Source organism: Caulobacter sp. GW821-FHT12A07, assembly GCF_058807655.1.
On sequence record NZ_JBXAQX010000001.1, the window covers coordinates 427016 to 450556 of the forward strand.

At 69.7% G+C, this 23541-nt stretch carries 19 protein-coding genes; 8 read left to right on the plus strand and 11 right to left on the minus strand.

Annotated features, from left to right (window positions below; all coding sequences use genetic code 11):
- Positions 1-55: 55 nt before the first annotated feature.
- Together AC1RRS_RS02085 and AC1RRS_RS02090 are read right to left on the minus strand one after the other, a co-directional pair.
- Positions 56-463, minus strand: coding sequence for an OmpA family protein (locus AC1RRS_RS02085; RefSeq protein WP_492853730.1), 408 nt, complete (start codon positions 461-463; stop codon positions 56-58).
- A gap of 35 nt (positions 464-498) precedes the next feature.
- The gene (locus AC1RRS_RS02090) at positions 499-1395 is read right to left on the minus strand and encodes an EamA family transporter (RefSeq protein ID WP_492853731.1); all 897 of its coding nucleotides are present in this window, start codon (positions 1393-1395) and stop codon (positions 499-501) included.
- A gap of 419 nt (positions 1396-1814) precedes the next feature.
- Here AC1RRS_RS02090 and AC1RRS_RS02095 point away from each other — a divergent pair, with 419 nt between their 5' ends.
- From AC1RRS_RS02095 to AC1RRS_RS02105, 3 genes are all read left to right on the plus strand, one after another.
- The gene (locus tag AC1RRS_RS02095; RefSeq protein WP_492853732.1) at positions 1815-4007 is read left to right on the plus strand and encodes a putative bifunctional diguanylate cyclase/phosphodiesterase; all 2193 of its coding nucleotides are present in this window, start codon (positions 1815-1817) and stop codon (positions 4005-4007) included.
- A 417-nt stretch (positions 4008-4424) separates the two neighbouring features.
- On the plus strand, positions 4425-5933 hold the full coding sequence (locus AC1RRS_RS02100; RefSeq protein ID WP_492853733.1) for a DEAD/DEAH box helicase: 1509 nt from the start codon (positions 4425-4427) through the stop codon (positions 5931-5933).
- Between the two features lie 309 nt (positions 5934-6242).
- Positions 6243-8450 (plus strand): PAS domain-containing sensor histidine kinase, encoded by a 2208-nt coding sequence (locus tag AC1RRS_RS02105; protein ID WP_492853734.1) that lies wholly within the window; start codon positions 6243-6245, stop codon positions 8448-8450.
- Here AC1RRS_RS02105 and AC1RRS_RS02110 read toward each other — a convergent pair.
- From AC1RRS_RS02110 to AC1RRS_RS02130, 5 genes are all read right to left on the minus strand, one after another.
- The gene (locus AC1RRS_RS02110; protein ID WP_492853735.1) at positions 8428-8634 is read right to left on the minus strand and encodes a hypothetical protein; all 207 of its coding nucleotides are present in this window, start codon (positions 8632-8634) and stop codon (positions 8428-8430) included. The genes AC1RRS_RS02105 and AC1RRS_RS02110 overlap by 23 nt on opposite strands.
- A 114-nt stretch (positions 8635-8748) precedes the next feature.
- Positions 8749-10299, minus strand: coding sequence for a putative ABC transporter permease subunit (locus AC1RRS_RS02115; protein WP_492853736.1), 1551 nt, complete (start codon positions 10297-10299; stop codon positions 8749-8751).
- On the minus strand, positions 10296-11069 hold the full coding sequence (locus tag AC1RRS_RS02120) for an ABC transporter ATP-binding protein (RefSeq protein WP_492853996.1): 774 nt from the start codon (positions 11067-11069) through the stop codon (positions 10296-10298). The genes AC1RRS_RS02115 and AC1RRS_RS02120 overlap by 4 nt, the downstream gene beginning before the upstream one ends.
- Before the next feature lie 162 nt (positions 11070-11231).
- Positions 11232-11645 (minus strand): OsmC family protein, encoded by a 414-nt coding sequence (locus tag AC1RRS_RS02125; protein WP_492853737.1) that lies wholly within the window; start codon positions 11643-11645, stop codon positions 11232-11234.
- A gap of 94 nt (positions 11646-11739) precedes the next feature.
- Positions 11740-11934, minus strand: coding sequence for a hypothetical protein (locus AC1RRS_RS02130; RefSeq protein WP_110121916.1), 195 nt, complete (start codon positions 11932-11934; stop codon positions 11740-11742).
- A 284-nt stretch (positions 11935-12218) separates the two neighbouring features.
- On the opposite strand from AC1RRS_RS02130, the gene AC1RRS_RS02135 reads away from it, so the two are divergent.
- Together AC1RRS_RS02135 and AC1RRS_RS02140 are read left to right on the plus strand one after the other, a co-directional pair.
- Complete coding sequence (locus tag AC1RRS_RS02135; RefSeq protein WP_487288064.1) at positions 12219-13181, plus strand: acetyl-CoA carboxylase carboxyltransferase subunit alpha; 963 nt, start codon at positions 12219-12221, stop codon at positions 13179-13181.
- 2 nt (positions 13182-13183) lie between these two features.
- Positions 13184-13405, plus strand: coding sequence for a hypothetical protein (locus AC1RRS_RS02140; RefSeq protein WP_492853738.1), 222 nt, complete (start codon positions 13184-13186; stop codon positions 13403-13405).
- 16 nt (positions 13406-13421) lie between these two features.
- Here AC1RRS_RS02140 and AC1RRS_RS02145 read toward each other — a convergent pair whose 3' ends face one another.
- The gene (locus AC1RRS_RS02145; RefSeq protein ID WP_492853739.1) at positions 13422-14228 is read right to left on the minus strand and encodes a hypothetical protein; all 807 of its coding nucleotides are present in this window, start codon (positions 14226-14228) and stop codon (positions 13422-13424) included.
- Between the two features lie 147 nt (positions 14229-14375).
- Positions 14376-17141, minus strand: a complete 2766-nt coding sequence (gene secA / locus AC1RRS_RS02150) for a preprotein translocase subunit SecA (protein ID WP_492853740.1) — start codon at positions 17139-17141, stop codon at positions 14376-14378.
- Positions 17142-17534: 393 nt separating this feature from the next.
- Between secA and AC1RRS_RS02155 the strand changes: the two genes are divergently transcribed.
- From AC1RRS_RS02155 to AC1RRS_RS02165, 3 genes are all read left to right on the plus strand, one after another.
- Positions 17535-18524: a peptidylprolyl isomerase gene (locus tag AC1RRS_RS02155; protein WP_492853741.1), complete on the plus strand. Its 990-nt coding sequence runs from the start codon at positions 17535-17537 to the stop codon at positions 18522-18524.
- Positions 18521-20011, plus strand: a complete 1491-nt coding sequence (gene argJ / locus AC1RRS_RS02160) for a bifunctional glutamate N-acetyltransferase/amino-acid acetyltransferase ArgJ (protein ID WP_492853742.1) — start codon at positions 18521-18523, stop codon at positions 20009-20011. Before AC1RRS_RS02155 ends, argJ begins: the two co-directional genes overlap by 4 nt.
- Before the next feature lie 255 nt (positions 20012-20266).
- Positions 20267-20953: a type 1 glutamine amidotransferase domain-containing protein gene (locus tag AC1RRS_RS02165; RefSeq protein WP_492853743.1), complete on the plus strand. Its 687-nt coding sequence runs from the start codon at positions 20267-20269 to the stop codon at positions 20951-20953.
- An 81-nt stretch (positions 20954-21034) separates the two neighbouring features.
- Here AC1RRS_RS02165 and AC1RRS_RS02170 read toward each other — a convergent pair whose 3' ends face one another.
- Both AC1RRS_RS02170 and AC1RRS_RS02175 read right to left on the minus strand, forming a co-directional pair.
- Entirely contained in the window at positions 21035-22045 is a 1011-nt protein-coding gene (locus AC1RRS_RS02170) for a radical SAM protein (RefSeq protein ID WP_492853744.1), read from the minus strand.
- Between the two features lie 62 nt (positions 22046-22107).
- Positions 22108-23499: a nicotinate phosphoribosyltransferase gene (locus tag AC1RRS_RS02175; protein WP_492853745.1), complete on the minus strand. Its 1392-nt coding sequence runs from the start codon at positions 23497-23499 to the stop codon at positions 22108-22110.
- Between the last annotated feature and the right edge of the window lie 42 nt (positions 23500-23541).

Here is a 23541-nt window from a genome sequence, read left to right on the forward strand (position 1 = left end):
TCCCCTTCACGGTGAAGGTCGGGCGCGCACAACCTGACGTCAAGTCGGCGTCGTGCTACCAGGCGACCATCGCCATGCAGTTGCGCTGGTCGGCCTTGTCGTTCGGATACATCGGCTCGGCCGCCACCTCGATGAAGAACCGTCGGCGCGGCACGCCCGCGGCCACCAGCGTCTCGACCACCACCTGGGCGCGGTTGAGGGCCAGCCGCTTCAGCCCGGCCTTCAGCTCGACGCCGTCGGCATGGCCCTTGACGGAGATCCGCCCGCCGAAACTCCCCTCGGCCGGATCGAGCATCCTGGCGGCCAGCTCGGGAATGTCCTCGACACTCCTCTGATCGATCTCATATCCGCCGGGCTTGAAATAGACGATGGTGAAGGGGATGGGCCAGGAGGTGGCTGCGGCCCTGGTCACGGCAAGGCCGGACAGACCCGCCGCCAGGGCCAGAACGTCTCTCCGCTTCATCGCTCCCCCTCGAAGCCGCCCTCAGGCCGCCCCGTTCAGACGACCTGAGCCGCCCGCAGCGCCCGGATCTTCGGCCACAGCATGTTGACCGCCAGGCCGGCCAGGACAAGCCCCGCCGCCAGCAGTTTCCAGCCCGGCAGGCCCTCGCCCAGCAGCAGGGCCGAGGCGCTCATGCCGAACACCGGCACCAGCAGGGCCATCGGCGTGATGGTCGCGGCCGGGTGGCGGGCCAGCAGCCAGCCCCAGGCGCCGTAGCCGAACATGGTGTTGCCCACCGCCTGCCAGGCGACGGCCAGCCAGGTGCCGAAGCCGGCTTCGGTCACGCCCTTGACCATGGCCGGCAGGCCTTCCAGCCACAGGGCCATGACCAGCAGCGGCGGGATCGAGAACAGGCTGGCCCAGACCACGTAGCCCAGCATGTTCACCGGCCCGGCCTGGCGCGCGACGATGTTGCCGCAACCCCAGCTGAGCGCCGCCAGCAGGCCCAGCGCCACGCCCAGCGGCGTGGCCGAGCCGCCGCCATGGACGGCGATGATCGTGATCCCGGCGACGGCCAGCAGCAGGGCGACGATCTGGAAGCTCCGCACCCGCTCGCGATTGATCTGCATGGCCAGGGCGATGGTGAAGAACACCTGGGTCTGGAGGATCAGCGAGGCCAGGCCCGGCGAGATGTGGCCCTTCATGGCCACGAACAGCAGGCCAAACTGCCCCGCCCCGATCAGCAGGCCGTAGCCGGCGAGATTGAGCCACGACACCGCCGGCTTCTTGACGAAGAACACCAGCGGCAGCAGCACCAGGGTGAAGCGCAGGGTGGCGAAGGTCAGCGGCGGCAGGTGGTTCAGCGCCTGGCGGATGACCACGAAGTTCGTGCCCCACACCGCCACCACCGCCAGGGCCAGAAGGAAATGGCGAAGCGGCAGGGAACTGGGCATGGGGGGCACTCCTCGGACGGCCCCTAACTAGGCCTTGGAAATGCTGGAGGGAACCGACGGCGGGGCCAGAAGCGTCCCCTTTTTCTCCGTGCGTCCCCGCGAAGGCGGGGATCCAAGCCGAACTGGCGACCGTGCCTGAATTCGGCGCTCCATCCGGACAGCCGGTTCGCAGCGGAAAGTCAGCTTGGGTCCCCGCCTTCGCGGGGATTTGACGGATGAGGTGTACGCGGTCTCCACAAGGCGCGCGCCACATCGTCCGACCACTGAATATTCAGTCCGCATCCTCACAGTAAACGCGCCCGCAATCACTGTGACACCGCCATGAAGTTTTCGCGAAACCTGGTGCCCACACGGTCAAGTTTAGCACCTCGTTAGGTGTGAAACGGTCATTCCCCCTCGCGAGTGGAGGGCGTATTCCGATGTTCACCTTGCGCGACACGGTTTCTTCCTTGGCCCCGGCGCGGGCGGAAGACCTGGGCAAGACCTTGTACGAACGGTTCCGCGAGGAACCGGACACCCTGATCGTCCCGGTGCTGGACGCCGACGACCGGCCCGTGGGCCTGGTCGAGCGCAACGCCTTCTTCCTGCGGATGGCGGCCGAGTACGGCCGGGCCCTCTACGCCAACCGGCCGATCGAGGTGCTGATGGACTCCGAGCCGCTGGTCGTCGAGGCCGACGTCGAGCTGGCCGCCTTCACCAGCGACAGCCTGTCCTATCGGGCGTCCGACCTGCTGCGCGGCTTCATCGTCACCGACGGCGGGCGCTATCTGGGCGTCGGCACGGTCATCGGCCTGCTGCAGGCCACCAGCGAGACCAACCGCCAGAACCTGCACGCTCTCGCCGAGGCCAAGGCCGACGAGGAGCGCGCCCGCACCTTCATGAGCGCGGTCGTCGAGTCCATTCCCTCAATGGTGTTCGTCAAGCGCGCCGACGACCAGAGCTACGTCCTGCTCAACCGGGCCGGCGAGAAGATCCTGGGCTATAGCCGCGAAGAGATGATCGGCCGCACCGACGACGACTTCTACGATCCGATCCAGGCGGCCATCTATCACGCCCGCGACGCCGAGGTGATCCGCTCGGGCGACATCAAGGTGATCGAGGAAGACCTGATCCCGCGCAAGGACGGCGCGACCGCCATACTGCGCACCAAGAAGATCGCCATTCTCGACGCCGACGGCCGCCCCGAATACCTGCTGGGCATCTCGGAAGACATCGCCGAACGCAAGCGGGCCGAGGCCCAGATCGCGCGCCTGGCCCACTACGACCCGCTGACCGAACTGCCCAACCGCCTGCTGTTCCAGAAGGACCTGTCGGACGCCCTGGCCCGCGCCGCGCGGCGCGAGGACCTGGTGGCCGTGCACTGCGTCGATCTCGACCGCTTCAAGGTGGTCAACGACACCCTGGGCCATCCGGTCGGCGACGCCCTGCTGAAGGCCGCCGCCGAGCGCCTGCGCGGCTGCGTGCGCGAAGGCGACACCGTGGCCCGCCTGGGCGGCGACGAGTTCGCCGTGGTCCAGACCGGCCTCAACGACCTGACCGGCGCCACGCGCCTGGCCGCCCGCATCGTCGAGGCCCTGGAAGCCCCGTTCGACCTGCGCGGCCACCAGGTGGTGATCGGCGGCAGCGTCGGCGTGGCGGTTTCGCCCGACGACGGCCTCGACAGCGACGAGCTGCTCAAGAAGGCCGACATGGCCCTCTACCGCGCCAAGGCCGACGGCAAGGGCACCTTCCACTTCTTCGAGCGGGCCATGGACGAGCAGCTTCAGGCCCGCCGGGCCCTGGAGCTGGACCTGCGCCGCGCCCTGGCCGAGGGCCAATTCGAGCTCTTCTACCAGCCGCTGTTCGACCTCGAGGCCGACCGCGTCACCGGCTGCGAGGCGCTGCTGCGCTGGCGCCATCCCGAGCGCGGCATGGTCTCGCCCGGCGAGTTCATTCCTCTGGCCGAGGAGATCGGCCTGATCGGCGCCCTGGGCGACTGGGTGCTGCGCGCCGCCTGCGACGAGGCCGCCCGCTGGCCCCAGCACGTGCGCCTGGCGGTGAACCTGTCGCCAGCCCAGTTCCGCGACCGGCGCCTGGCCGCCACCGTCGTCCAGGCCCTGGCCGCCTCGGGCCTCGCCGCCGAGCGACTGGAACTGGAGATCACCGAGAGCGTCCTCCTGCAGGACAGCGCCCAGAACACCGCCATACTGCATGACCTCAAGGCCCTGGGCGTGCGGATCTCGATGGACGACTTCGGCACGGGCTACAGCTCGCTGAGCTATCTGCGCAGCTTCCCGTTCGACAAGATCAAGATCGACCAGACCTTCGTGCGCGACATCCTCGACGACGCCGACGCCCTGGCCATCATCAAGGCCGTGCTCGACCTCGGCGCCAGCCTGGGCATCACCACCACCGCCGAGGGCGTGGAGTCCGAGGAACAGCTGCACGAACTGCGCCGCCAGGGCTGCGGCGAGATCCAGGGCTACTTCATCAGCCGCCCCAAGCCGGCGCTGGAGATCGCGGCGCTGCTGGGCGTCGAGGCGGCCACGCCGCGCGGGCTGTCTGAGGTGGTGGCGTTCTCGGCGACGAAGCCCGTCGAACCGACCAGCGAGGCGCAAAGGGCGACGGGGTGACCCTCAAGGAACCTCCCCCTGTGGGGGAGGTGATCGCGAAGCGATCGGTGGGGGGAGTGGTTGCTGACCGCGCCAATGCCTCGGAAGCTGAAAACGTCCCCCCACCGGCCTTCGGCCGCCTCCCCCAGAGGGGGAGGTTCCTCGCGCTTGCCCCGCGCCAAACCACCGCAACCCCTTGCGGTTCCTGGCCCGCCCTTGACTTCGCACCTGCAATATCCGATATGAGCCTCGCGCCAGCCGGCGCTATTGGCGCTCCAGCCGCGTGACGGACCCCAGCGGGTTCAGCCTGTCGAGCGCCCTGAAAGCTTCTCATAGACCGCCCGTATCACGCGGGGCGCTCCCCACCGACCCGCCGCCAGGCGAGCCGTGCGAGGACCGCGCGCGCCGTCTCGCGACCGTATGAAAGATACGTCCGTAGTGACTCAATTCACTGACCTTGGCCTGGCCAAGCCGATCCTCAAGGCCCTGGCCGACAAGGGCTACACCCAGCCCACCCCGATCCAGGCGCAAGCCATCCCTGTCGTCATGAAGGGCCGCGACCTGCTGGGCATCGCCCAGACCGGCACCGGCAAGACCGCCGCCTTCGCCCTGCCGATCCTGCACCGCCTGGCCGAAGACCGCCGTCCGGCCCCGCGCCGCGGCTTCCGCTGCCTGGTCCTCTCCCCGACCCGCGAACTGGCCACCCAGATCGCCGACAACTTCAAGGCCTACGCCGCGCACCTGGGTCTCTCGGTCGCCACCATCTTCGGCGGCGTGAAGTACGGCCCGCAGATGCGCGCCCTGGCCGCCGGCGTCGACGTCGTCGTCGCCACCCCGGGCCGCCTGATGGACCACCTGGGCGAAAAGAGCGCCACCCTCGGCGGCGTCGAGATCTTCGTGCTCGACGAAGCCGACCAGATGCTCGACCTGGGCTTCGTGGTGCCGATCCGCAAGATCGCCAGCCAGCTGCCCAAGGACCGCCAGAACCTGTTCTTCTCGGCCACCATGCCCAGCGAGATCGGCAAGCTGGCCGGCGAGCTGCTGAAGGATCCGGCCTCGGTGTCGATCACCCCGCAGGCCACCACGGTCGAGCGCATCGACCAGTCGCTGATCTACATCGAAGCCCAGCGCAAGCGCCCGCTGCTGGCCGAACTGCTGTCGGACCGCAGCGTCGAGCGTTCGATCGTCTTCACCCGCACCAAGCGCGGCGCCGACCGCGTGGCCAAGTACCTGACCGCCGCCGGCATCGAGGCCGCCTCGATCCACGGCGACAAGACCCAGGGCCAGCGCGAGCGGGCTCTCGCCGCGTTCAAGGCCGGCGAGGTCAAGGCCCTGGTCGCGACCGACATCGCCGCCCGCGGCATCGACGTCAACGACATCAGCCACGTCTTCAACTACGAGCTGCCCAACGTGCCGGAGGCCTATGTCCACCGGATCGGCCGCACCGCCCGCAAGGGCAAGGACGGCGTCGCCATCAGCTTCTGCTCGGACGACGAGCGCAGCCTGCTGAAGGACATCGAGAAGGCCACCCGCCAGAAGATCCCGTCCTTCGACCGCCGCAACGACAAGGCCCTGGCGGCCGCCGCGGCCGTCGCCGACAAGCTGGCTCCGGCCGAGAAGTACGTCGATCCGCGCAAGGCCGACCCGCGCAACAACGTCCCCTCGGAACTGCGCCGCAAGCGCAACCGTAACGGCGCTCAAGGCAAGGGCGGCCAAGGCGGCGGTCAACGGGAAGGCCAGGGCGGCGGCGAAGGCCGTCAGGCCCAAGGTCGTAACGAAGGCCGCAACGGCGGCGGCCGTAACGGCGGTCGCGGCGCCCAGGGCGGCGGCGGTCAAGGCCGGGGCGGCCAGCAGGCCGCCGGCGGCGCCAAGCAGGGCGGCGATTTCCGCGGCCCCAAGCGCGGCGGCGTCCAGACGGTCGAGACCCGCTGGAGCCCGATCGACTGATCGGCCTGAACTGACCTGAAGATATCGGCCGCCTTCCTCCGGGAAGGCGGCCTTTTCTTTGCCTGCTAGGCTCCCGGTCTCCTCTCAGGTCGAGCCGGGTCGCCCCCGCGACGAAAACCACAACCCTGGGCCGCCCCGTACTGCGACGCTTGCGCGCAGGGTGGTCCCTCGACCCTTGCAACCGGTTGGGCCGTCGGATCATTGTTCGCCCGGACCCGGCTTTAGGGGAGCCGGTGGGAGGGACCAGACGCCATGCCGCAAGGCGACGGGCGAAGCTTGCCTGCGTTCACGCGTCTAGCCGGGGGCGAAATGGCCGAACGCGTCCGCGCGTTCGACTGGTCGCGCACCCCGCTGGGCGCGCGCGAGACCTGGTCTCCCAGCCTGAAGCTGGCCGTCGACATGCTGCTGGCGACCAACTTCCCCATGGCCCTGCGCTGGGGCCCCGAGTTCATCCTGGTCTATAACGACGCCTACGCGCCGGCCCTGCGCGAGCGTCACCCCGACGCCCTCGGCCGCGCCTTCACCCAGCATTCCGACGAGTTCCGGGCCACCCTGCTGGGCATCCACCAGGACATCCTGCGTGGCGAAAGCGGCGGCTACGCCCTGGAACGCATGCCCCTGCAGGTGCAGCGCGAGGGCGGCGAGGCGCGCCTGGCCCACTTCGCCGTCAGCTACAGCCCGGTGCCCGACGACACCGCCCCCACCGGCGTCGGCGGCGTGCTGATCTCGGCCGTCGAGGTCACCGGCGCGGTCGAGACCGAGAAGGCCCTGCGCGACACCCAGGCCCGCTACAACATGGCGCTCGGCGCGGCCGGCGGGGTCGGCGCCTGGGAGTGGGACATCAAGGCCAACAGGGTCTACTGCGACGCCCGCTACGCCATGCTGCACCAGGTGGATCCGGCCTTCGCGTCGCTGGGCCTGCCCGCCCAGCGCTTCACCCCCGCCGTCCACGACGAAGACCGCGACCGGGTGGCCGGCGTCGCCCTGGCGGCCATGCAGACCGGCGGCGACTTCTCCGACGAGTTCCGCCTCGTCCAGGCCGACGGCTCGATCCGCTGGGTCGTGGCCAGCGGCCATTGCTATCTCGACGCCGACGGCAATGCCGACCGCAACGCCGGCGTCGTCTTCGACATCACCGAACGCAAGGCGATGGAAGCCGAGCTGCTGGAGGCCCGCCTCGACCGCGACATCGCCATGGAGGCGGCCGGCATGGGCCGCTGGGACCACAATCCCAGCACCGGCCAGCGCTACTGGGACAAGCGCTCGTGCGAGCTGTTCGGCGTGGCCGAGCCCGGCCCGGACAGCTTCGAAAGCTTCCTGACCCTGGTCCACCCCGACCACGTCGAGGAGGTCCAGGCCGCCGTGACCGCCGCCACCGATCCCGCCGGCGACGGCCTGCTGAACGTCCAGTACCGCACCGTGCGCGCCTCCGATGGGGCCCTGCGCTGGATCGAGACCTTCGGCCGGGCCTATTTCGAGCGCGGCCAGTGCGTGCGCTTCGTGGGGGTCGGCTGGGACATCACCGATCGCAAGACGGCCGATCGCCGCCTGGCGTCGCAGGAAGAGACCCTTCGCCTGGCCATCGAGGCCGCCGACGTCGGCACTTGGGACCTCGACATCCGCAACGACGTGCTCACCTGGTCCGACCGCTGCTACGCCATGTTCGGGGTGCCGCTGGGCACGCCGGTGGTGCGCGAAGACTTCTACACCAACCTGCATCCCTCCGACCGCGGCGAGGTCCGCGAGGCCCTGCGCCGCACGCTCGACGGCCGCATCCGCGCCGACTACGACGTCGAGTTCCGGGTCATCGGCCGCCAGGACGGGGTCGAGCGCTGGCTGTCGGCCAAGGGCAAGGCCTTCTTCGACGCCGAGGGCAAGCCGACGCGGATGATCGGCACCACGGTCAACGTCACCGACCGCAAGCGCGCCGAGCTGCACCTGCGGCTGCTGGTCAACGAGCTGAACCACCGGGTGAAGAACTCGCTGGCCACCATCCAGGCCATCGCCGGCCAGACCTTCCACGCCGCCCGCTCGCTGCCGGCCGCCCAGGAGGCCTTCACCGCCCGCATCATCGCCCTTTCCGAGGCCCACGACGTCCTGACCCGCGAGAACTGGGAAGGCGCCGACCTGATGGACGTCATCGATCGCCTGACCGCCCTGCACGGCGGCGGCGACCGCTTCGTGCTCGACGGCCCGCCGGTGCGGCTGTCGCCGCGGCCGGCCCTGTCGCTGTCGATGGCCCTGCACGAACTGGCGACCAACGCGGTCAAGTACGGCGCCCTGTCGCGGCCCGGCGGCCAGATCCTGCTGTCGTGGAGCGTCGACTATGCGGCCGTCCCGCGCCTCACCCTCAGCTGGATCGAGCGCGGCGGCCCGCCGGTCGAGGCGCCCACGCGGCGCGGCTTCGGCTCGCGGCTGATCGAGCGGGGCCTGGCGGCCGAGCTGTCGGGCGAGGCGCGCATCGAGTTCCGCCCCGAAGGCGTGGTGTGCACGATCACCGCCCTGCTCGACTGCTGAGGGCCCGCCAGCCGGCTTTCAGCCTCCGCGCACCGGCGACGCCCAGCACCACGAGGCCGACGGGCGCGATCGCCAGCAGCCAGACCAGAGCGATCAGCGACAGCTGCAGCAACGACTGGATCACGATCCACGGCTTGGTTTCCGGGGAAACATCCGCGCGCTCGAAGCTGTAGGGATCGGGCATGGGCGGTCGATCTTTCCAGTCGCCGCCCCCGGCTTGCCCCACCATAGGCCGTTCGCGAAAAGGTTGAACCCTCGCGCGGACAATATCTGTGCAAATTCACGAAAATCCGGAAAGTCAGGCCGCCAGACGCAGGACCTTGGCGATCTGGGCGTCGCTGCGGCGCAGGGCCAGCAGCGCCAGCAGGGCCACCGCCAGCGGCGCCAGGCCCCACAGCGGCAGGCCGGCCACCGACAGGCCGACGAAGCCTGCCAGCAGGGCCGAGATCGCCACCTCGGCCAGGGTCGCGAACCATGAAGCGCCGCGCCGACGCTTGAAGTCGGCCCGCTTGCCCGGCTTCTGGTGCCAGACATTGATCAGCCCGCAGGCCCAGGCCGCCAGGCCCGCGCCGACGGCGGTCCAGAAGGCGGTGGCGGGCGCCAGCCAGGCCAGCACCGCCAGCGGCGCGGCCAGCAGCAGGGCCACCGGCAGCAGGGCCGCCGCCAGCTTGGCGCGGCGCAAGCTGCGCACGGCGGCCGGCGACACGGCCAGCAGGTCCGGGCTCTCCTCGGCCGACAGGGTGATCCAGGCCAGACTCCCGGCCACCTGCCCGGCCAGGAACACCACCACCCCCGCCCCGCCGGCCAGGGCCGCGCCTCCGCCGTGGGCGGCGTTGCGGCTGAGGATCACGGCGGTCGGCACGAGGTACAGCACCCGCAGCAGCACCTGCGACAGCAGGCCCGCGTCGCGCAGGATCAGCCGCAGCTCCTTGGCCAGGGTGGCGGCGAACACCCCCTTGGCGAAGGCCCGGTCGCGGCCGCGCGCGGGCTTGGCGGCGCTGGTCTGGCTGCCTTGCGTCGCGGCCGCGGCGTCGGCGAACCGCCGGCCCAGCGACAGCGCCGACAGGGTGAAGGCTCCCGCCCCGATCGCCAGGAGCGCCAGCAGCGGCAGGGGCTCGCCCAGCATGGCCTTCAGCGGCAGCCAGGCGATCGGCGGCAGCTTCAGCCGGCCCTCGGCGGTCTCGCGCGCCAGGGTCTGGAACAGGCTCTCGCTGGCGCCCTTGCCCAGGATGGTGCGGATCTGGCTGGTCAGGAAGAAGGCCGCGCCCACGAGGGCCGCCAGCACCTGGGCCACGGTGCGCGTGCGGCGCGGGCCGATCAGCGAGAACAGGGTCATGGCCAGCGACAGGCCCGCCGCCGTCGCCAGCAAGGCCAGGGCCGCCAGCACGCCGAACAGCCCCAGCCATTCGGGATGGCCCAGGATGATCGCCGGCCCGACCAGCGGCGTCAGGAAGATCAGGAACACCGTCATGACCCCGGCCGCCACGCCCATGGCGCGGACGAACAGCACCGCCCGCGGCGGGATCGGCGAGGAGAACAGCAGATCCAGGTCCCCGCGCTCGTAGAGCGCCTCGCTGGCCGCCGCCAGGGTCTGCGACAGCATCAGGGTGAAGGCGGTGGCGCAGCAGGCCAGGGCGATGGCCGCCGCCATCGGGACCATCGGCATGTCCAGCTTGCGCAGCACGAAGCCCAGCGAAACCCCGCCGCTCAGCATCACCAGCAGCAGGATCGAGCCGCCGATCCAGGCCCCGATGCCGGCGCCGACCCTCTTGCCGGTCAAGCCGCGCCAGTAGAGGCGGATCTCCTGGGCCAGCAGCCAGGCGACCGAGCCGGAGCGCAGCAGTCTCACGCCGCCGCCCCGTCGGACGTCAGTTGCAGGAAGACGTCTTCGAGCGTGCCGCCGTCCTTGCCTGCTTGGCCGCGCAGCGTATCGAGCGTGCCCTCGGCCAGCAGCCGTCCGCCGGCGATGATGCCGATGCGGTCGGCCATGCGCTCGGCCACTTCGAGGATGTGGGTGGTCAGGATCACCGTGCCGCCGGCGTCGACGCGGGCCTGCAGCATGTCCTTGACCAGCCGCGCGGCGGCGGCGTCGAGGCCGGTCAGCGGCTCGTCGAGGATCAGCAGCCGGGGATCGTGGATCAGCGCCCCGGCCAGGGCCACCTTCTGCTTCATGCCGCGCGAGAAGCCCTCGCAGCGCCGCCGCGCCTCGCCCGCCAGGCCCAGGGTCTCCAGCAGCTCCAGCGCCCGGGCCTTGGCGTGCTTGGGCTCGACGTTCCACAGGCCGGCCACGAACTCCAGATATTCCAGCGGGGTGAGCCGGTCGTAGATCATCGCCTCGTCGGGCGCCCAGGCGGTGATCGCCTTGGCCGACGCCGGATCGGTCCGGGCGTCGATGCCGAAGATCTCGATGCTGCCCTTGTCGGGCTTGGTCAGGCCCGCGACCATCCGCAGGGTGGTGGTCTTGCCCGCGCCGTTGGGCCCGAGCAGGGCGTAGAGCTCGCCCGGATGCACCGTCAGGTCCAGCTCGCGCACCGCGGGCTTGGCGAAGGTCTTGTCCAGCCCCCGGACGATCAAGGCTTCGGTCACGCTGGCCCCCGTGCAATACGGCGGGCATGTGATCGCGATTGGGGGATGGGCGCAAGGTTGGGTGGTCTGCACACGCAAATCCTCCCCCTCTGGGAGAGGTGGCCCAGAGGGCCGGAGGGGGCCAGCGCGGCCTCGGCCGCTACCCCCTCAGTCGCTCCGCGACAGCTCCCCCAGAGGGGGAGCATCCAAAGGACGTCACCCCGCCCGCGTCTCGACCTTCACGCCCGCCGTCAGCATCTTGTGCACGGGGCAGGCTTCGGCGATCTCCATCAGCCGCTGACGCTGGGTGTCGTCGAGGTCGGCCGGCAGGGTGATGACCCGGTCGAAGACGTCGGCCGGAACCTGGCCCGGCAGGCGCCGCCAGGTGGTCTCGACCCGCACCTCGCCCAGGGCCCAGCCCTTGCGCTTGGCGTAGAGCCGCAGCGTCTGGGTGGTGCAGGCCGCCAGGCCCGCCGCGACCAGGTCGTGGGGATTGGGGCCGGTGTCGAGCCCGCCTTCGGACGGCTTGAGGTCGCCGGCGATACGCGAGGGGCCGGCGGTGATCAGGATCTGCACGCCGCCGTGGCCGCTGTCCTCGGCGATGGCGGAAGGGCGGGCGACGTCGGTCATGAGCGAATCCTCGCGGGTTGGGAGGCCCAACCTAGGCATCCCGCTCCGCATCGCGCTTGTCGAAATCCGTCCCCCGACGAACCTTCGAAGAATCTTAAGCGGCCGCGCCGGCCCCGACCTTGAACAGGTGGGTGGCGCCGCGCCAGACCTCGACCTCGTTGCAGCCGCGGTGCATGTCGAACAACTCGCCGGCGCGCAGGCGCGCGGCGTTGTCGTCGGCGCAGGCCGTGACATCGAAACGGGGAACCGAGCCGTCGCGCTCGACGCAGAAGAAGGTAAACACCTGCATGGGAACGATCGTCCTCATCAGGCGGGACCGGGTCCATGTTCGATGGGCGGGGCCGCAGCGCCAGCTGACTTCCGCAACCGGCTCTTGAAAACCCAATATAATGAACGCAAAGCGATTCACCATAGGGGTTCGGTTTCTTAACAGGACTCAGTTGGGGATGAATCCAGTCACGAGGGGAATCCTCGCCTGGAACCATGGTTCCAATTTGGCGCGAATGCGCTTTCCCTGGACGTCATCACGCACTAGGTTCGCCACCTTTCGCAAACGGCGACGTTAAGAGACTCATGCCCGCGCACTATCTCGACTTCGAGCGACCCATCGCCGACCTGGAAGCCAAGATCGAAGAGCTTTCCAAGCTTTCCGAGACGGCTGGCCCCGGCGCGTTCGACAACGAGATCGTCGCCCTGCGCGAGCGCGTGCAGGTTCTGCGCAAGGAAGCCTATGCCGGTCTCGACGCCTGGCAGAAGACGATGGTCGCCCGCCACCCGCAGCGGCCGCACCTGCGCGATTATGTCGCGGGCCTGATCGACGAGTTCGTCGAGCTGCGCGGCGACCGCAAGTTCGCCGACGACCAGGCCATCGTCGGGGGCCTGGGCCGCTTCCGCGGCATGCCGGTCGTGGTCATGGGCCACGAGAAGGGCCACGACACCACCACCCGCCTGAAGCACAACTTCGGCATGGCCCGCCCCGAGGGCTACCGCAAGGCCGTGCGCCTGATGGACATGGCCGAGCGCTTCAACCTGCCGGTCCTGACCTTCGTCGATACCGCCGGCGCCTATCCGGGCCTCGGCGCCGAAGAGCGCGGCCAGGCCGAGGCCATCGCCCGCTCGACCGAACGCTGCCTGACGCTGGGCACGCCCATGGTCACCACCATCACCGGCGAAGGCGGCTCGGGCGGCGCCATCGCCCTGGCCGGCGCCAACCGCGTGCTGATCCTCGAGCACTCGATCTATTCGGTGATCTCGCCGGAAGGCGCGGCCTCGATCCTGTGGCGCGACGGCGGCCGGGCCAAGGACGCGGCCACCAACATGAAGATCACGGCGCAAGACCTGATCAAGCTGCGCATCGTCGACCGCATCGTCGAGGAACCGGCCGGCGGCGCCCATTCGGATCCCGAAGCCGCCATCAAGGCCGTCGGCGACGCGGTGGAAGACGAGCTGAAGAAGCTGTCGGTCCTCACCCCCGCCGAACTCAAGCGCCAGCGCGCCGACCGCTTCTACGCCATCGGCCGCGAAGGCCTGCAGTAAGCGTGAGCGGCGACGGCGATCCGTTCCTCGGAGAAACCGTCGGCAAGAAGCGCAAGGACTCCTCGGGCCTGGACGAGGGCATAGCGGCCGGCTTCGAAGTCCTGACGGACGCCGCGCCCGCCCCGGTCGCCCTGGTCGGCGCGCTGGTGGTCGGCGTCGGCCTGCTGGGCTTCATCGCCTGGAAGGCCGTCGAACGCGCGGGCGGCAAGAAGAAGATCGGCTGACGCAGCGCCTCGGGTCTCAGTCGCGCCGCTCGTGGGTCAGGGTGATCGTCTGGTCGATCTTCACGCGGTCCACGACCAGGCTTCCGTTCTTCCAGCCGTGGATGACCTGGGCCCGGTAGTCCTCGACGTTGAGCGCCAGGCACTGGACCCAGACAAGCGCGCCCTCGCAACGATCGACGGACCAGAACCGTCCATCCTTCAGCCACGCCAGACAGCCTGCCCCCGCCTCCGGGCACTCCAGGGCGAACCCCGGAGCCGGCTGGTCGGCCGCCGCCCTCAGCCGCGCCAGCAGCCAGGCGCCCCGCGCGGCGCTTTGGGCGTCTTCGGCGCGGAAGAATGGGGTCTTGTCGATCACCAGCCGGGCGCACTTGGCCCGCCGGCCCCGCCGCCAGTCGCCGCCGGGCATGTCGTCCGCTCCGACCGCCAGGAGGTGGTAGAAGGTGGTCGCGGCGACGTCGGTGACGACCACGGGCGTGTCGGCGTTCCAATCGCCGTCGTCCGCCTCGTCCGGATCGCCCACCACCGGCGCGAACTTGAAATCGACCGAGGTGGCCTGACAGACATTGGGTTCGTTGCTGGGCCGCGGCGTCGTCCAGTAGTCGAGCGTGGACAGCACGACCCTCGGCTTGTGGCCGCTGGGGCGGTAGCCGTCGATCAGCACGTCCGACAATTGCCGCAGCACCCGGGCCTTCAAGGTCGCCGACGGGATCTGCCGGGCCTGGCTCTTGCTCAGGGGGGCGGGCTCTCCGCCGGCCCAGGCCGGTCCGGCCAGCGCCAGGGTCGCGATCATCAAGGCGCGAAGCCTGCTGCGGGCTCTACTCATGGCGGCAATCTGCCGGGCGCGCCGGGCCACCGTCAAGCTTCCCCCCGGCAAGCTTCCATTGGCAAGCTTCCACCGCCCACGAAAAAGCCCGCCCCGGTCTCCCGGAGCGGGCTTCGTCGTTTCAGGCTCTTTCGAACCCGTCGATCGTCAGACCAGCGAACCGTGGCACTGCTTGAACTTCTTGCCCGAGCCGCAGGGGCACGGACCGTTGCGGTTGGTGCGGTCCCAGCCTTCCGGCAGCGCCGAGACCGGCAGGGCCTCGCGCTGCTGCGGCGACAGGCCTTCGGGCAGAGCGCCGGCCAGGGCCGCGTTCTCGCCGGTCAGCGGATCCAGGTGCACCGGGATCAGGTTTTCCGGCGTGTGCAGGGGCTCGGGCTCGGCATAGGCGATCTCGACCGTCATCAGCCAGCGGGTGGTGTTGCTGCGCAGGTCGCCCAGCAGCTTTTCGAACAGGCTGAAGGCTTCGGTCTTGTACTCGTTCAGCGGGTCGCGCTGGCCGTAGCCGCGCAGGCCGATGACGTTGCGCAGGTGGTCCAGGTGCATCAGGTGCTCGCGCCACTGCAGATCGATCATCTGCAGCAGGAAGCTCTTTTCCACCGAACGCATCTGCTCGGGGGTGATGATCACTTCGCGCTGGGCGGCGTACTCGTCGGCGGCCTTGCCGATGCGCTCGCGGAAGACCTCGTCGTCGACGCCTTCCTCGGCGGCCCATTCCTTCAGCGGCAGGTCGAGACCGAGAATGGCCTGGACGCGCTCGTGCAGGCCCTCGATGTCCCACTGCTCGGCGTAGGCCTTCGGCGGCACGTGACGGGCCACCAGGTCCTCGACCACGTCGGTGCGCATCTCGGCGATGACTTCCGACAGGTCGCTGCTCTCCATGAACTCCTGGCGCTGCTCGAACACGGCCTTGCGCTGGTCGTTGACGACGTCGTCGTACTTCAGGAGGTTCTTGCGGATCTCGTAGTTGCGCTGCTCGACGCGGGTCTGGGCCTTGGCGATGGCGGCGTTCAGCCACTTGTGGGTGATCGCCTCGCCGTCCTGGACGCCGAAGGTGCGCATGATCGCGTCCAGGCGCTCGCCGGCGAAGATGCGCAGCAGGTCGTCTTCGCACGACAGGAAGAACTTCGAACGGCCCGGGTCGCCCTGACGGCCGGTGCGGCCGCGCAGCTGGTTGTCGATGCGGCGGCTCTCGTGGCGCTCGGTGCCCAGAACGAACAGGCCGCCGGCGGCCAGGGCCGCCTTCTTGGCGTCGGCGATCTCGGCTTCCAGTTCGGCGCGATGGGCCAGCTCGTCCTCGTGCGAGACGGTGATGCCCAGACCCCGCTGCTCGATCTTCCACTTCGACAGGCGCAGGTCGATGCTGCCGCCCAGCTGGATGTCGGTGCCGCGGCCGGCCATGTTGGTGGCGATGGTCACCGCGCCCGGCACGCCGGCGTCGGCGACGATGCCGGCTTCCTGCTCGTGGAAGCGGGCGTTCAGCACCTGGTGGGGGATGCCCTTCTGCTTGGCGCCCTTGTTTTCCCACTCGTAGGCGTCGAGCAGCTTGGACAGCTCTTCGGACTTCTCGATCGACACGGTGCCGACCAGGATCGGCTGGCCGCGGCTGTGGCAGTCGGCGATCTGAACCAGGATGGCCCGGTTCTTCTCTTCCTCGGTGCGGTAGACCTCGTCGTCGTCGTCGATGCGCTGGATGACGCGGTTGGTCGGGATTTCGCTGACGCCCATCTTGTAGATGTCGTCGAACTCCTGCGCCTCGGTCGAGGCCGTGCCGGTCATGCCCGACAGCTTGGTGTAGAGGCGGAAGTAGTTCTGGATGGTCACCGAGGCCAGGGTCTGGTTCTCGGGCTGGATGGCGGCGCCTTCCTTGGCCTCGATGGCCTGGTGCAGGCCTTCCGACAGGCGGCGGCCGGTCATCATGCGGCCGGTGAACTCGTCGATCAGGACGATCTCGTCGGCCTTGACGATATAGTCCTTGTCGCGCGTGTAGAGCACGTTGGCCCGCAGGGCCTGGTTGACGTGGTGCACGATCGAGATGTTGGCCGCGTCGTAGAGGCCGGCGGTGTCCTCGGCCAGGTGGCCGCCCGAGATCAGGACCTCTTCGATCCGCTCCTGGCCCTCTTCGGTGAGGATGACCTGCTTCTGCTTCTCGTCGTGGTCGTAGTTGGTCTTGTCCTTGATGAGTTCCTTCACCAGGACGTCGATGGTCTTGTAGAGTTCGCTGCGGTCCTCGGTCGGGCCCGAGATGATCAGCGGGGTGCGGGCTTCGTCGATCAGGATCGAGTCGACTTCGTCGACGATCACGTAGTGGTGGCCGCGCTGGACCATCTCGCCCACGTCATAGACGAGGTTGTCGCGCAGGTAGTCGAAGCCGAATTCGTTGTTGGTGCCGTAGGTGATGTCGGACTTGTAGGCGCGCTGGCGGTCGCCCTGCGACAGGCCGTTGACGATGATGCCGTACGACAGGCCCATGAAGTTGTAGAGTTGGCCCATCCACTCGGCGTCGCGGGTGGCCAGGTAGTCGTTGACCGTGATGACGTGCACGCCCTTGCCGGCCAGCGCGTTCAGATAGGTCGGCAGGGTGGCGACCAGGGTCTTGCCTTCACCGGTGCGCATTTCCGAGATGCCGCCGAAGTGCAGCACCATGCCGCCGACCAGCTGCACGTCGAAGTGGCGCATGCCCAGCACGCGCTTGGAGGCCTCGCGCACGGCGGCGAAGGCTTCGTCGAGGATGTCGTCGAGGGTCGCGCCCTTTTCCAGGCGGTCCTTGAATTCCTGGGTCTTGGCCTTCAGGGCCTCGTCCGACAGGGCGGCCATCGCCGGCTCGAACGCGTTGATCTTGGCCACGCGGCTCTGCAGCGTCTTGACCTTGCGTTCGTTGGAGGAACCGAAGAGCTTTTTGGCGAAGCCGAGCATGCAGAAAGGATCCGGAGCGAGAACTAGTGAGGCCGGCGCTAAGGCTTGTGGGCCTTCACTACGGTAATGACGTTGCGCCGGGTTTCGGAAAACCACTGAAAACGGCGCGCGCGCGAGACTTAAGCACCGCCCCTCCCAGTGTCAACGAAGGCCCGGCCCGCCTGGACGTCGAAAAACGCCGATCAGCCAAGCTTGCCCGCGCCACACGAATTATGCCCGCAGCGCGCGCCGGCGCGACGCCGAAACCGCTGGAAGCGCCTGGAGTTCCATCCGCTTGGCCCGAACCGAGCGGCTCGGCGCGAAGTTTAGACCCCGAGGCCGCCAAAACGGCTTCCCCTTTGGCCTGACGCGCTCTAGAGCGCTTTTCTTGAGTTCAGCGGAGAACCGCGTCCGATGCACCCCGTCCGCCCCGGTAAATTTCAGGCCCGTCCCTTGATGCTCGCCGCCGCCCTCGGCCTGGCGCTGCTGGTCGCCGCCTGCGGCCGCGGCGGGGTCGACGAGCGCCCGCCCGAGCCCGGCGACACGGCCGTCGCCCGGGTCGACGGCCACGCGGTCTGGGCCTCCGACGTCAAGCGCGAGGCGGTGGCGCAGGGCCTGATCGGCGAGGGCGAGCCGCTCGACGTCTCGTCCGACCTCTTCCGCCGCGTCCTCGACGAGGTGGTGGACCAGAAGCTGCTGGCGTCCGAGGCCATGCAGCGCAAGCTCGACAAGGATCCCGTCGCCCAGCGCCGCCTGGCGGCCGCCCGCGAGCGCATCCTCGGCGACATGCTGGTCGAGGGCATGGTCGAGAAGGCCGTGACCGAAGACAACATCCGCGGCCTCTACGCCGAGCAGCAGAAGCTGGCCAAGCAGTCCGAAGAGATCCGCGCCCGCCAGATCCTGGTGCCCAGCCAGGCCGAAGCCGAAAGCGTCAAGAAGCTCTTGGCCACCGGCGCCTCGTTCGACGCCCTGGCCATGGAGCGTTCGAAAGACGAGGCCACCCGCTTCAAGGGCGGCGACCTCGGCTACTTCACCGTCGACGTCATGCCCGAGGCCTATGCCGGCGCCCTGAAGGACGCCAAGGCCGGCGACCTGATCGGTCCGTTCCATTCCGACGGCCAGTGGGTGGTGCTGCGCGTCGAGGACAAGCGCCTGGAAGCCCCGCTCAGCCTGGAAGAGACCCGCCCCCAGATCGTCCGCTTCCTGACCTACGACCAGGTCCGCGACCTGCTGGAGAAGCTGCGCTCGGGCGCCAAGGTGGAGATGCTGGTCGGCAAGGGCCAGGACGTCCCCGGCGCGCCGCAGGAGCCGGCCTCCGCTCCGGCCGGCGCCGCCGCCCCCGTTTCCGACCTCGACAGCGCGCCGCCCGCCTCGGCGCCCGCCCAGACCCCGGCCAAAAAATGACCCGCAAGCCTGCAAAGACCCCGACCAAGACCACCGCTCCGAAGGCCGCCGAAAAGACGCCCGCGACCACGACTCCGGCCGAGATCGTCGGCCAGGTCGGCGCCAGCGTCGGCCAGGCCCTGGACCGCGCCCTCGATCCGCTTGCCTCAGCCCTGAAGCGCGCCGGCCTGCGCCGCGCCCAGAAGTCGGCCGGCGAGACCCCCGCCCAGACCGCCGCTCCCGCGACGCCCGCCGCCGCGCCGGGCAAGCCGGGCCTGGCCGTCTCGCCGCTGGTCGTGCCGTTCCCGGCCATCCCGCCGATCGCCGGCGTCGAGATCGCCACCGGCCGCGCCGGCTTCTACAAGCACGAGCGCCCCGACCTCTTGCTGATGCGCTTCGCCGAGGGCACCTCGGGCGCCGGCGTCTTCACCCGCCACGGCGTCGGCTCGGCCCCGGTCGATTGGTGCAAGCGCCAGCTGGCCGCCAGCGGCGGCGCCGACGTGCGCGCCCTCGTGGTCAACGCCGGCTGCGCCAACAGCTTCACCGGCAAGCCCGGCGCCGACGCCGTGCGCCGCGTGGCCACCGCCGTGGGCAAGCGCTTCGACTGCCGCCAGCGCGACGTGATGATGGCCTCGACCGGCGTCATCGGCGTGATCCTCGACGACAGCAAGATCACCTCCAACCTGCGCGAGGTGGAAACCCGCCTGACGCCGGACGGCTGGGCCGCCGCCGCCTCGGCGATCATGACCACCGACACCTTCCCGAAAGGCGCCTACGCGACCGCCGTGATCGACGGCCACGAGGTCAAGATCGCCGGCATCGCCAAGGGCTCGGGCATGATCGCGCCGGACATGGCGACCATGCTGGCCTTCGTCGCCACCGACGCCGCCATCGCCCCGGCCGCCCTGCAGACGCTGGTGTCTCTGTACACCCGCACCACCTTCAACTGCGTGACGGTGGACGGCGACCGCTCGACCAACGACACCCTGCTGCTGTTCGCCACCGGCCAGTCCGGCGCGCCCAAGATCAGCCGCCCCGGCGACAAGCGCCTGGCCGACTTCCGCGAAAAGCTGGAAGGCGTGCTGCTGGATCTGGCCCTGCAACTGGTCCGCGACGGCGAGGGCGCCACCAAGTTCGTCAAGATCACCGTCAACGGCGCCGAGAGCCCGCTGTCGGCCCGCAAGATCGCCCGCACCATCGCCGAAAGCCCGCTGGTCAAGACCGCCTTCGCCGGCGAGGACGCCAACTGGGGCCGCATCGTCATGGCCGTCGGCCGCGCCGACGAGCCGGTCAACCGCGAGAAGATCAGCGTCAAGTTCGGCGACCTCTACGCCGCCCGCGACGGCCTGGTCTCGGCCGAATACGACGAGGCGGCCATGAGCGCCTACATGAAGCACCAGGAACTCGAGGTCACCGTCGAGGTCGGCGTCGGCAAGGGCAGCTCCACCGTCTGGACCTGCGACCTGACCAAGCAGTACGTGGCGATCAACGGGGATTATCGGTCGTAGGCTCACCCCTACCGACCTGCCCCCCACCCCTCCACCGTAAAACCCCCGCGAAAGCGGGGGCCCAGGCGTTTTCTGAAACGCGCCGCCCTCAACGATAAAAAGCCTGGGTCCCCGCTTTCGCGGGGATTTTACGGAGAGGGTAAGGCCTACCCCTCTTCACCGCGCGCCGCGATCATGGCGGCGGCCGGCGCCTGCCCACCCTATATGCGGCAAGATCGACGCCCCCGACCGATCTTCGCAGCAGAGAAGCGCGCCATGAAAATCCTGATCGTCCTCACCTCGCACGACACCCTCGGCGACACCGGCAAGAAGACCGGGTTCTGGCTGGAAGAGCTCGCCGCGCCCTATTACGTGTTCAAGGACGCCGGCGCCGAGATCGTCCTGGCCTCGCCCAAGGGCGGGCAGCCGCCGCTCGATCCCAAGAGCGACCTGCCGGACTTCCAGACCGACATGACCCGCCGCTTCCAGGCCGACGAGGCCGCGCTGGAAGCCCTCGCCAAGACCGTTCCGCTGGACGCCGTCGACGCCGCCGATTTCGACGCGGTCTTCTATCCCGGCGGCCACGGGCCGCTGTGGGACCTGGCGGAATCGCCCGCCTCGATCGCCCTGATCGAAGCCTTCGACCGCGCCGGCAAGCCCCAGGCCCTGGTCTGCCACGCACCGGGCGCCCTGCGCCACGTCAAGGCCGCCGACGGCCGCCCGCTCGTGGCCGGCCGAAAGGTCACCGGCTTCACCAACGGCGAGGAAGACGCCGTCGAGCTGACCGACATCGTGCCGTTCCTGGTCGAGGACATGCTGAAGGCGAACGGCGGCCTCTATGAGAAGGGCCCCGACTGGGCCCCCTATGTCGTCACGGACGGCGACCTGATCACCGGGCAGAACCCCGCCAGCAGCGACGCCGTCGCCCACGCCCTCGTCAAGCGTCTGGCGGCCAAGGCCTGAGCTTGTCTCCAACCGTAAAACCCCCGCGAAAGCGGGGATTTTACGGAGAAGGCTGATCAGCGGGCTGAGCGCCAAGCCGCATCAGGCCTCGGCGCCGGTCGGCTCGAACTTGGCGAACTGCTGGGTGCTGGGACAGTCGGCGCAGTCGCGCGAGGGCATGCGCCGTTGCAGGTCGCGCAGCCGCCCCGGCAACGCCTCCAGGTCCGCCGGCTCGCGAAGCTGGTCGACGGACAGCGCGAAATGCTGCGGCGTGAAGCTGCACGGCGCGATCCGGCCGGCCTCGTCGATGAACAGGAACCGCTCGGCGACCCGGCAATCGGCGATCGGCAGCGGCCTGCCCGCCACGGTGTCGGCGATCCGCGCGACATAGGACGCTCCGCCGACCAGGCCCGCGCCGAGACCCGCCAGTTCGGCGCGCAGCCCCGGCAGCAGCGCGGCCAGGAACGTCACGTCGTCCGGACGAAGGCGATGGTCGGGGAAGAACTCGGGTCGATCGCGACCGCCCAGTTGGTTGAAGCTGATCTCGTCGACGCCCCAGCCGGCCAGGGTCCGGCACAGCGCCTCGAAGTCGGCGATGTTGTCGCGCATCAGCACCACGTTGGCGCGGACCTTGAGCGCGGCTCCGGCCGCGTCGCGGTCGGCCACGAGCGCGGGCACGTAGCGCGAGAGCTTGTCGAACGCCCCCGGCCAGCCCCGCATCCGGTCATGAAAGGCGGCAGGGCCGTCGATGCTGATCGTCACCTCGCGATAGCGCCGCACCAGTTCCTCACGCACCCGGGGCGAGCCGAGCATCGTGCCGTTGGTGGTCAGGCTGAGTTCCAGCCCCTGGTCGACGGCGCGGGCGCTGAGCGCCGACAGCGGCTCCCAGAGCAAGGGCTCCCCCCCAAGCCAGCTGAGCAGGACGGAACGGCCCCGCGCCCGACGCCAGTCGCCGAGCAGGTCGATGGTCCGCTCCACCTGGGCCGGGTCGACGGCGTGCCTGGGTCCGTCCACCCGCTTGTCGTAGGCGCAGAACGGGCAGGACAGGTTGCAGGCGTCGAAGACCCGCCACAGGACGATCAGGCGGCGGTCGGTCTCGGCGGCGTACGTCACGTTGAACCTCCTGATCGAGCAGACTTGCGAGCCTCGGCCGCAGCGGCCGGAGCGCGGAGCGGCTAAGCCGCCTCGCTCCGCGCCCGCACGTCGGCCAGCGTGTGATCGACCAGCAGCGCCCCGTCCTCCCACACCGTGACCATGGCGTCGGCCCAGCCGGCTTCCACCGTCTCGTCCTCGCCCACCGCCACCGTCCGGTAATCGCCCGCCCCATTGCGCTGGAGCATCAGCCGCCCGGCCTTGGAGCGCTTGCCCGGGTCGGTGACGGGGTTCTTGCTGACGTCGATCCAGACGCCGTCGACCTTGGCGGCCGAGCACTTCAGGGCGAAGCGCTGGGTGTCGCGGTCGAGCTGTTGCAGCAGGCCGCCGCCCATGCCGAAGGCGATGTTGTCGGCGCTGAAGCCGTCGGCGATCACCCGCTCCAGGATCGCGGCGATGCTGACCGGATTGACCCCGTCGCCCTGGATCACCCGCACGTGGTTCAGCACCTTGTAGCCCTTGGCGTTGACCGTGCTGCCGAAGGCCTCGTCGAGACGCTTCAGGGTCTCGGCGACGATGCTGACGGGGTCGCCGGAGTCGGGCCGCACCACCAGGGTCGCGCCGCTGGCGATCACCTCGTCGCGCAGTTCCTGGCCCCAGATGCGGCTGACGGCGTCGAACAGGTCGTAGCTGTCGGACACCACGGAGAAGAGAGCGCCGGGCTTGCCGAAGCTCTTGAGCATGTTGCGATAGGCGTCGGCCTCGCGGTCGCGGCCCCAGCTGGTGATCGTGCTGTGCTCGGCGGCCGGGATGGAGAAGGCGGCCATCGGCTCGTTGTACCAGGCCCGCCCGGCCTGCACCGCCGCCAGGGTGTCGCTGCCCAGGAAGTTGACGAGGTGGGCCAGGCCGCCGATCGCCGCGCTCTCCCGGCTGGAGACGCCCCGCGCCCCGAAGTCGTGCAGCTTGAACGGCAGCTGGCCGGCCGGATCGTCGCTGGTCTTCTCCAGCGCCGCGCGAAGGGTCTGCTTGACGCCCCAACTGGTGGTGGCGACGGTCACCGGATACCAGACCCGCAGCAGCAGGGTCTCCAGGTACGACGGCAGCCAGAAGCACTCCGGGTCGGTGTTCTCGATGGTCATCAGCGCCTGGTGGGTGGGGACCACCGCGCCCTCCGGCACGGCGCGGATGCGCACCGGCAGGCGGCCGCCGTGCACGTCGACGATCCGCCGCCAGCCGGCCTCGTTGAACGGCTCGCCATGCGCCGCCAGCAGCTCGGCGGCCTCGTCGACCATGGCGTGGGTCACCTGCCTGGCCAGCGCCGTCTTCAGGATCGCCTGCAGGCCAAAGAAGACCGTGCGGTCGTAGCGCCCGCCCCGGCTCTCCACATAGGAGAAGGCGCCGGTCACGCCCGGCGGATATTGCAGCCAGTGGCTGGCCTTGTAGCTGTCGGTGTCGAGGATCAGGTTGTCGAACATCGCGGAAGCTCCTTCGCGCGGGGTGTGACCGTCTCGTCTCTC

Coding starts and splice junctions, on each gene's coding strand:
- AC1RRS_RS02175 (WP_492853745.1), bottom strand. CDS start 23,499: ATGTTCGACAACCTGATCCTCGACACCGACAGCTACAAGGCCAGCCAC.
- AC1RRS_RS02085 (WP_492853730.1), bottom strand. CDS start 463: ATGAAGCGGAGAGACGTTCTGGCCCTGGCGGCGGGTCTGTCCGGCCTT.
- AC1RRS_RS02110 (WP_492853735.1), bottom strand. CDS start 8,634: ATGCCCGATCCCTACAGCTTCGAGCGCGCGGATGTTTCCCCGGAAACC.
- AC1RRS_RS02090 (WP_492853731.1), bottom strand. CDS start 1,395: ATGCCCAGTTCCCTGCCGCTTCGCCATTTCCTTCTGGCCCTGGCGGTG.
- argJ (WP_492853742.1), top strand. CDS start 18,521: ATGACCCGCAAGCCTGCAAAGACCCCGACCAAGACCACCGCTCCGAAG.
- AC1RRS_RS02095 (WP_492853732.1), top strand. CDS start 1,815: ATGTTCACCTTGCGCGACACGGTTTCTTCCTTGGCCCCGGCGCGGGCG.
- AC1RRS_RS02130 (WP_110121916.1), bottom strand. CDS start 11,934: ATGCAGGTGTTTACCTTCTTCTGCGTCGAGCGCGACGGCTCGGTTCCC.
- AC1RRS_RS02125 (WP_492853737.1), bottom strand. CDS start 11,645: ATGACCGACGTCGCCCGCCCTTCCGCCATCGCCGAGGACAGCGGCCAC.
- AC1RRS_RS02135 (WP_487288064.1), top strand. CDS start 12,219: ATGCCCGCGCACTATCTCGACTTCGAGCGACCCATCGCCGACCTGGAA.
- AC1RRS_RS02105 (WP_492853734.1), top strand. CDS start 6,243: ATGGCCGAACGCGTCCGCGCGTTCGACTGGTCGCGCACCCCGCTGGGC.
- AC1RRS_RS02165 (WP_492853743.1), top strand. CDS start 20,267: ATGAAAATCCTGATCGTCCTCACCTCGCACGACACCCTCGGCGACACC.
- secA (WP_492853740.1), bottom strand. CDS start 17,141: ATGCTCGGCTTCGCCAAAAAGCTCTTCGGTTCCTCCAACGAACGCAAG.
- AC1RRS_RS02155 (WP_492853741.1), top strand. CDS start 17,535: ATGCACCCCGTCCGCCCCGGTAAATTTCAGGCCCGTCCCTTGATGCTC.
- AC1RRS_RS02145 (WP_492853739.1), bottom strand. CDS start 14,228: ATGAGTAGAGCCCGCAGCAGGCTTCGCGCCTTGATGATCGCGACCCTG.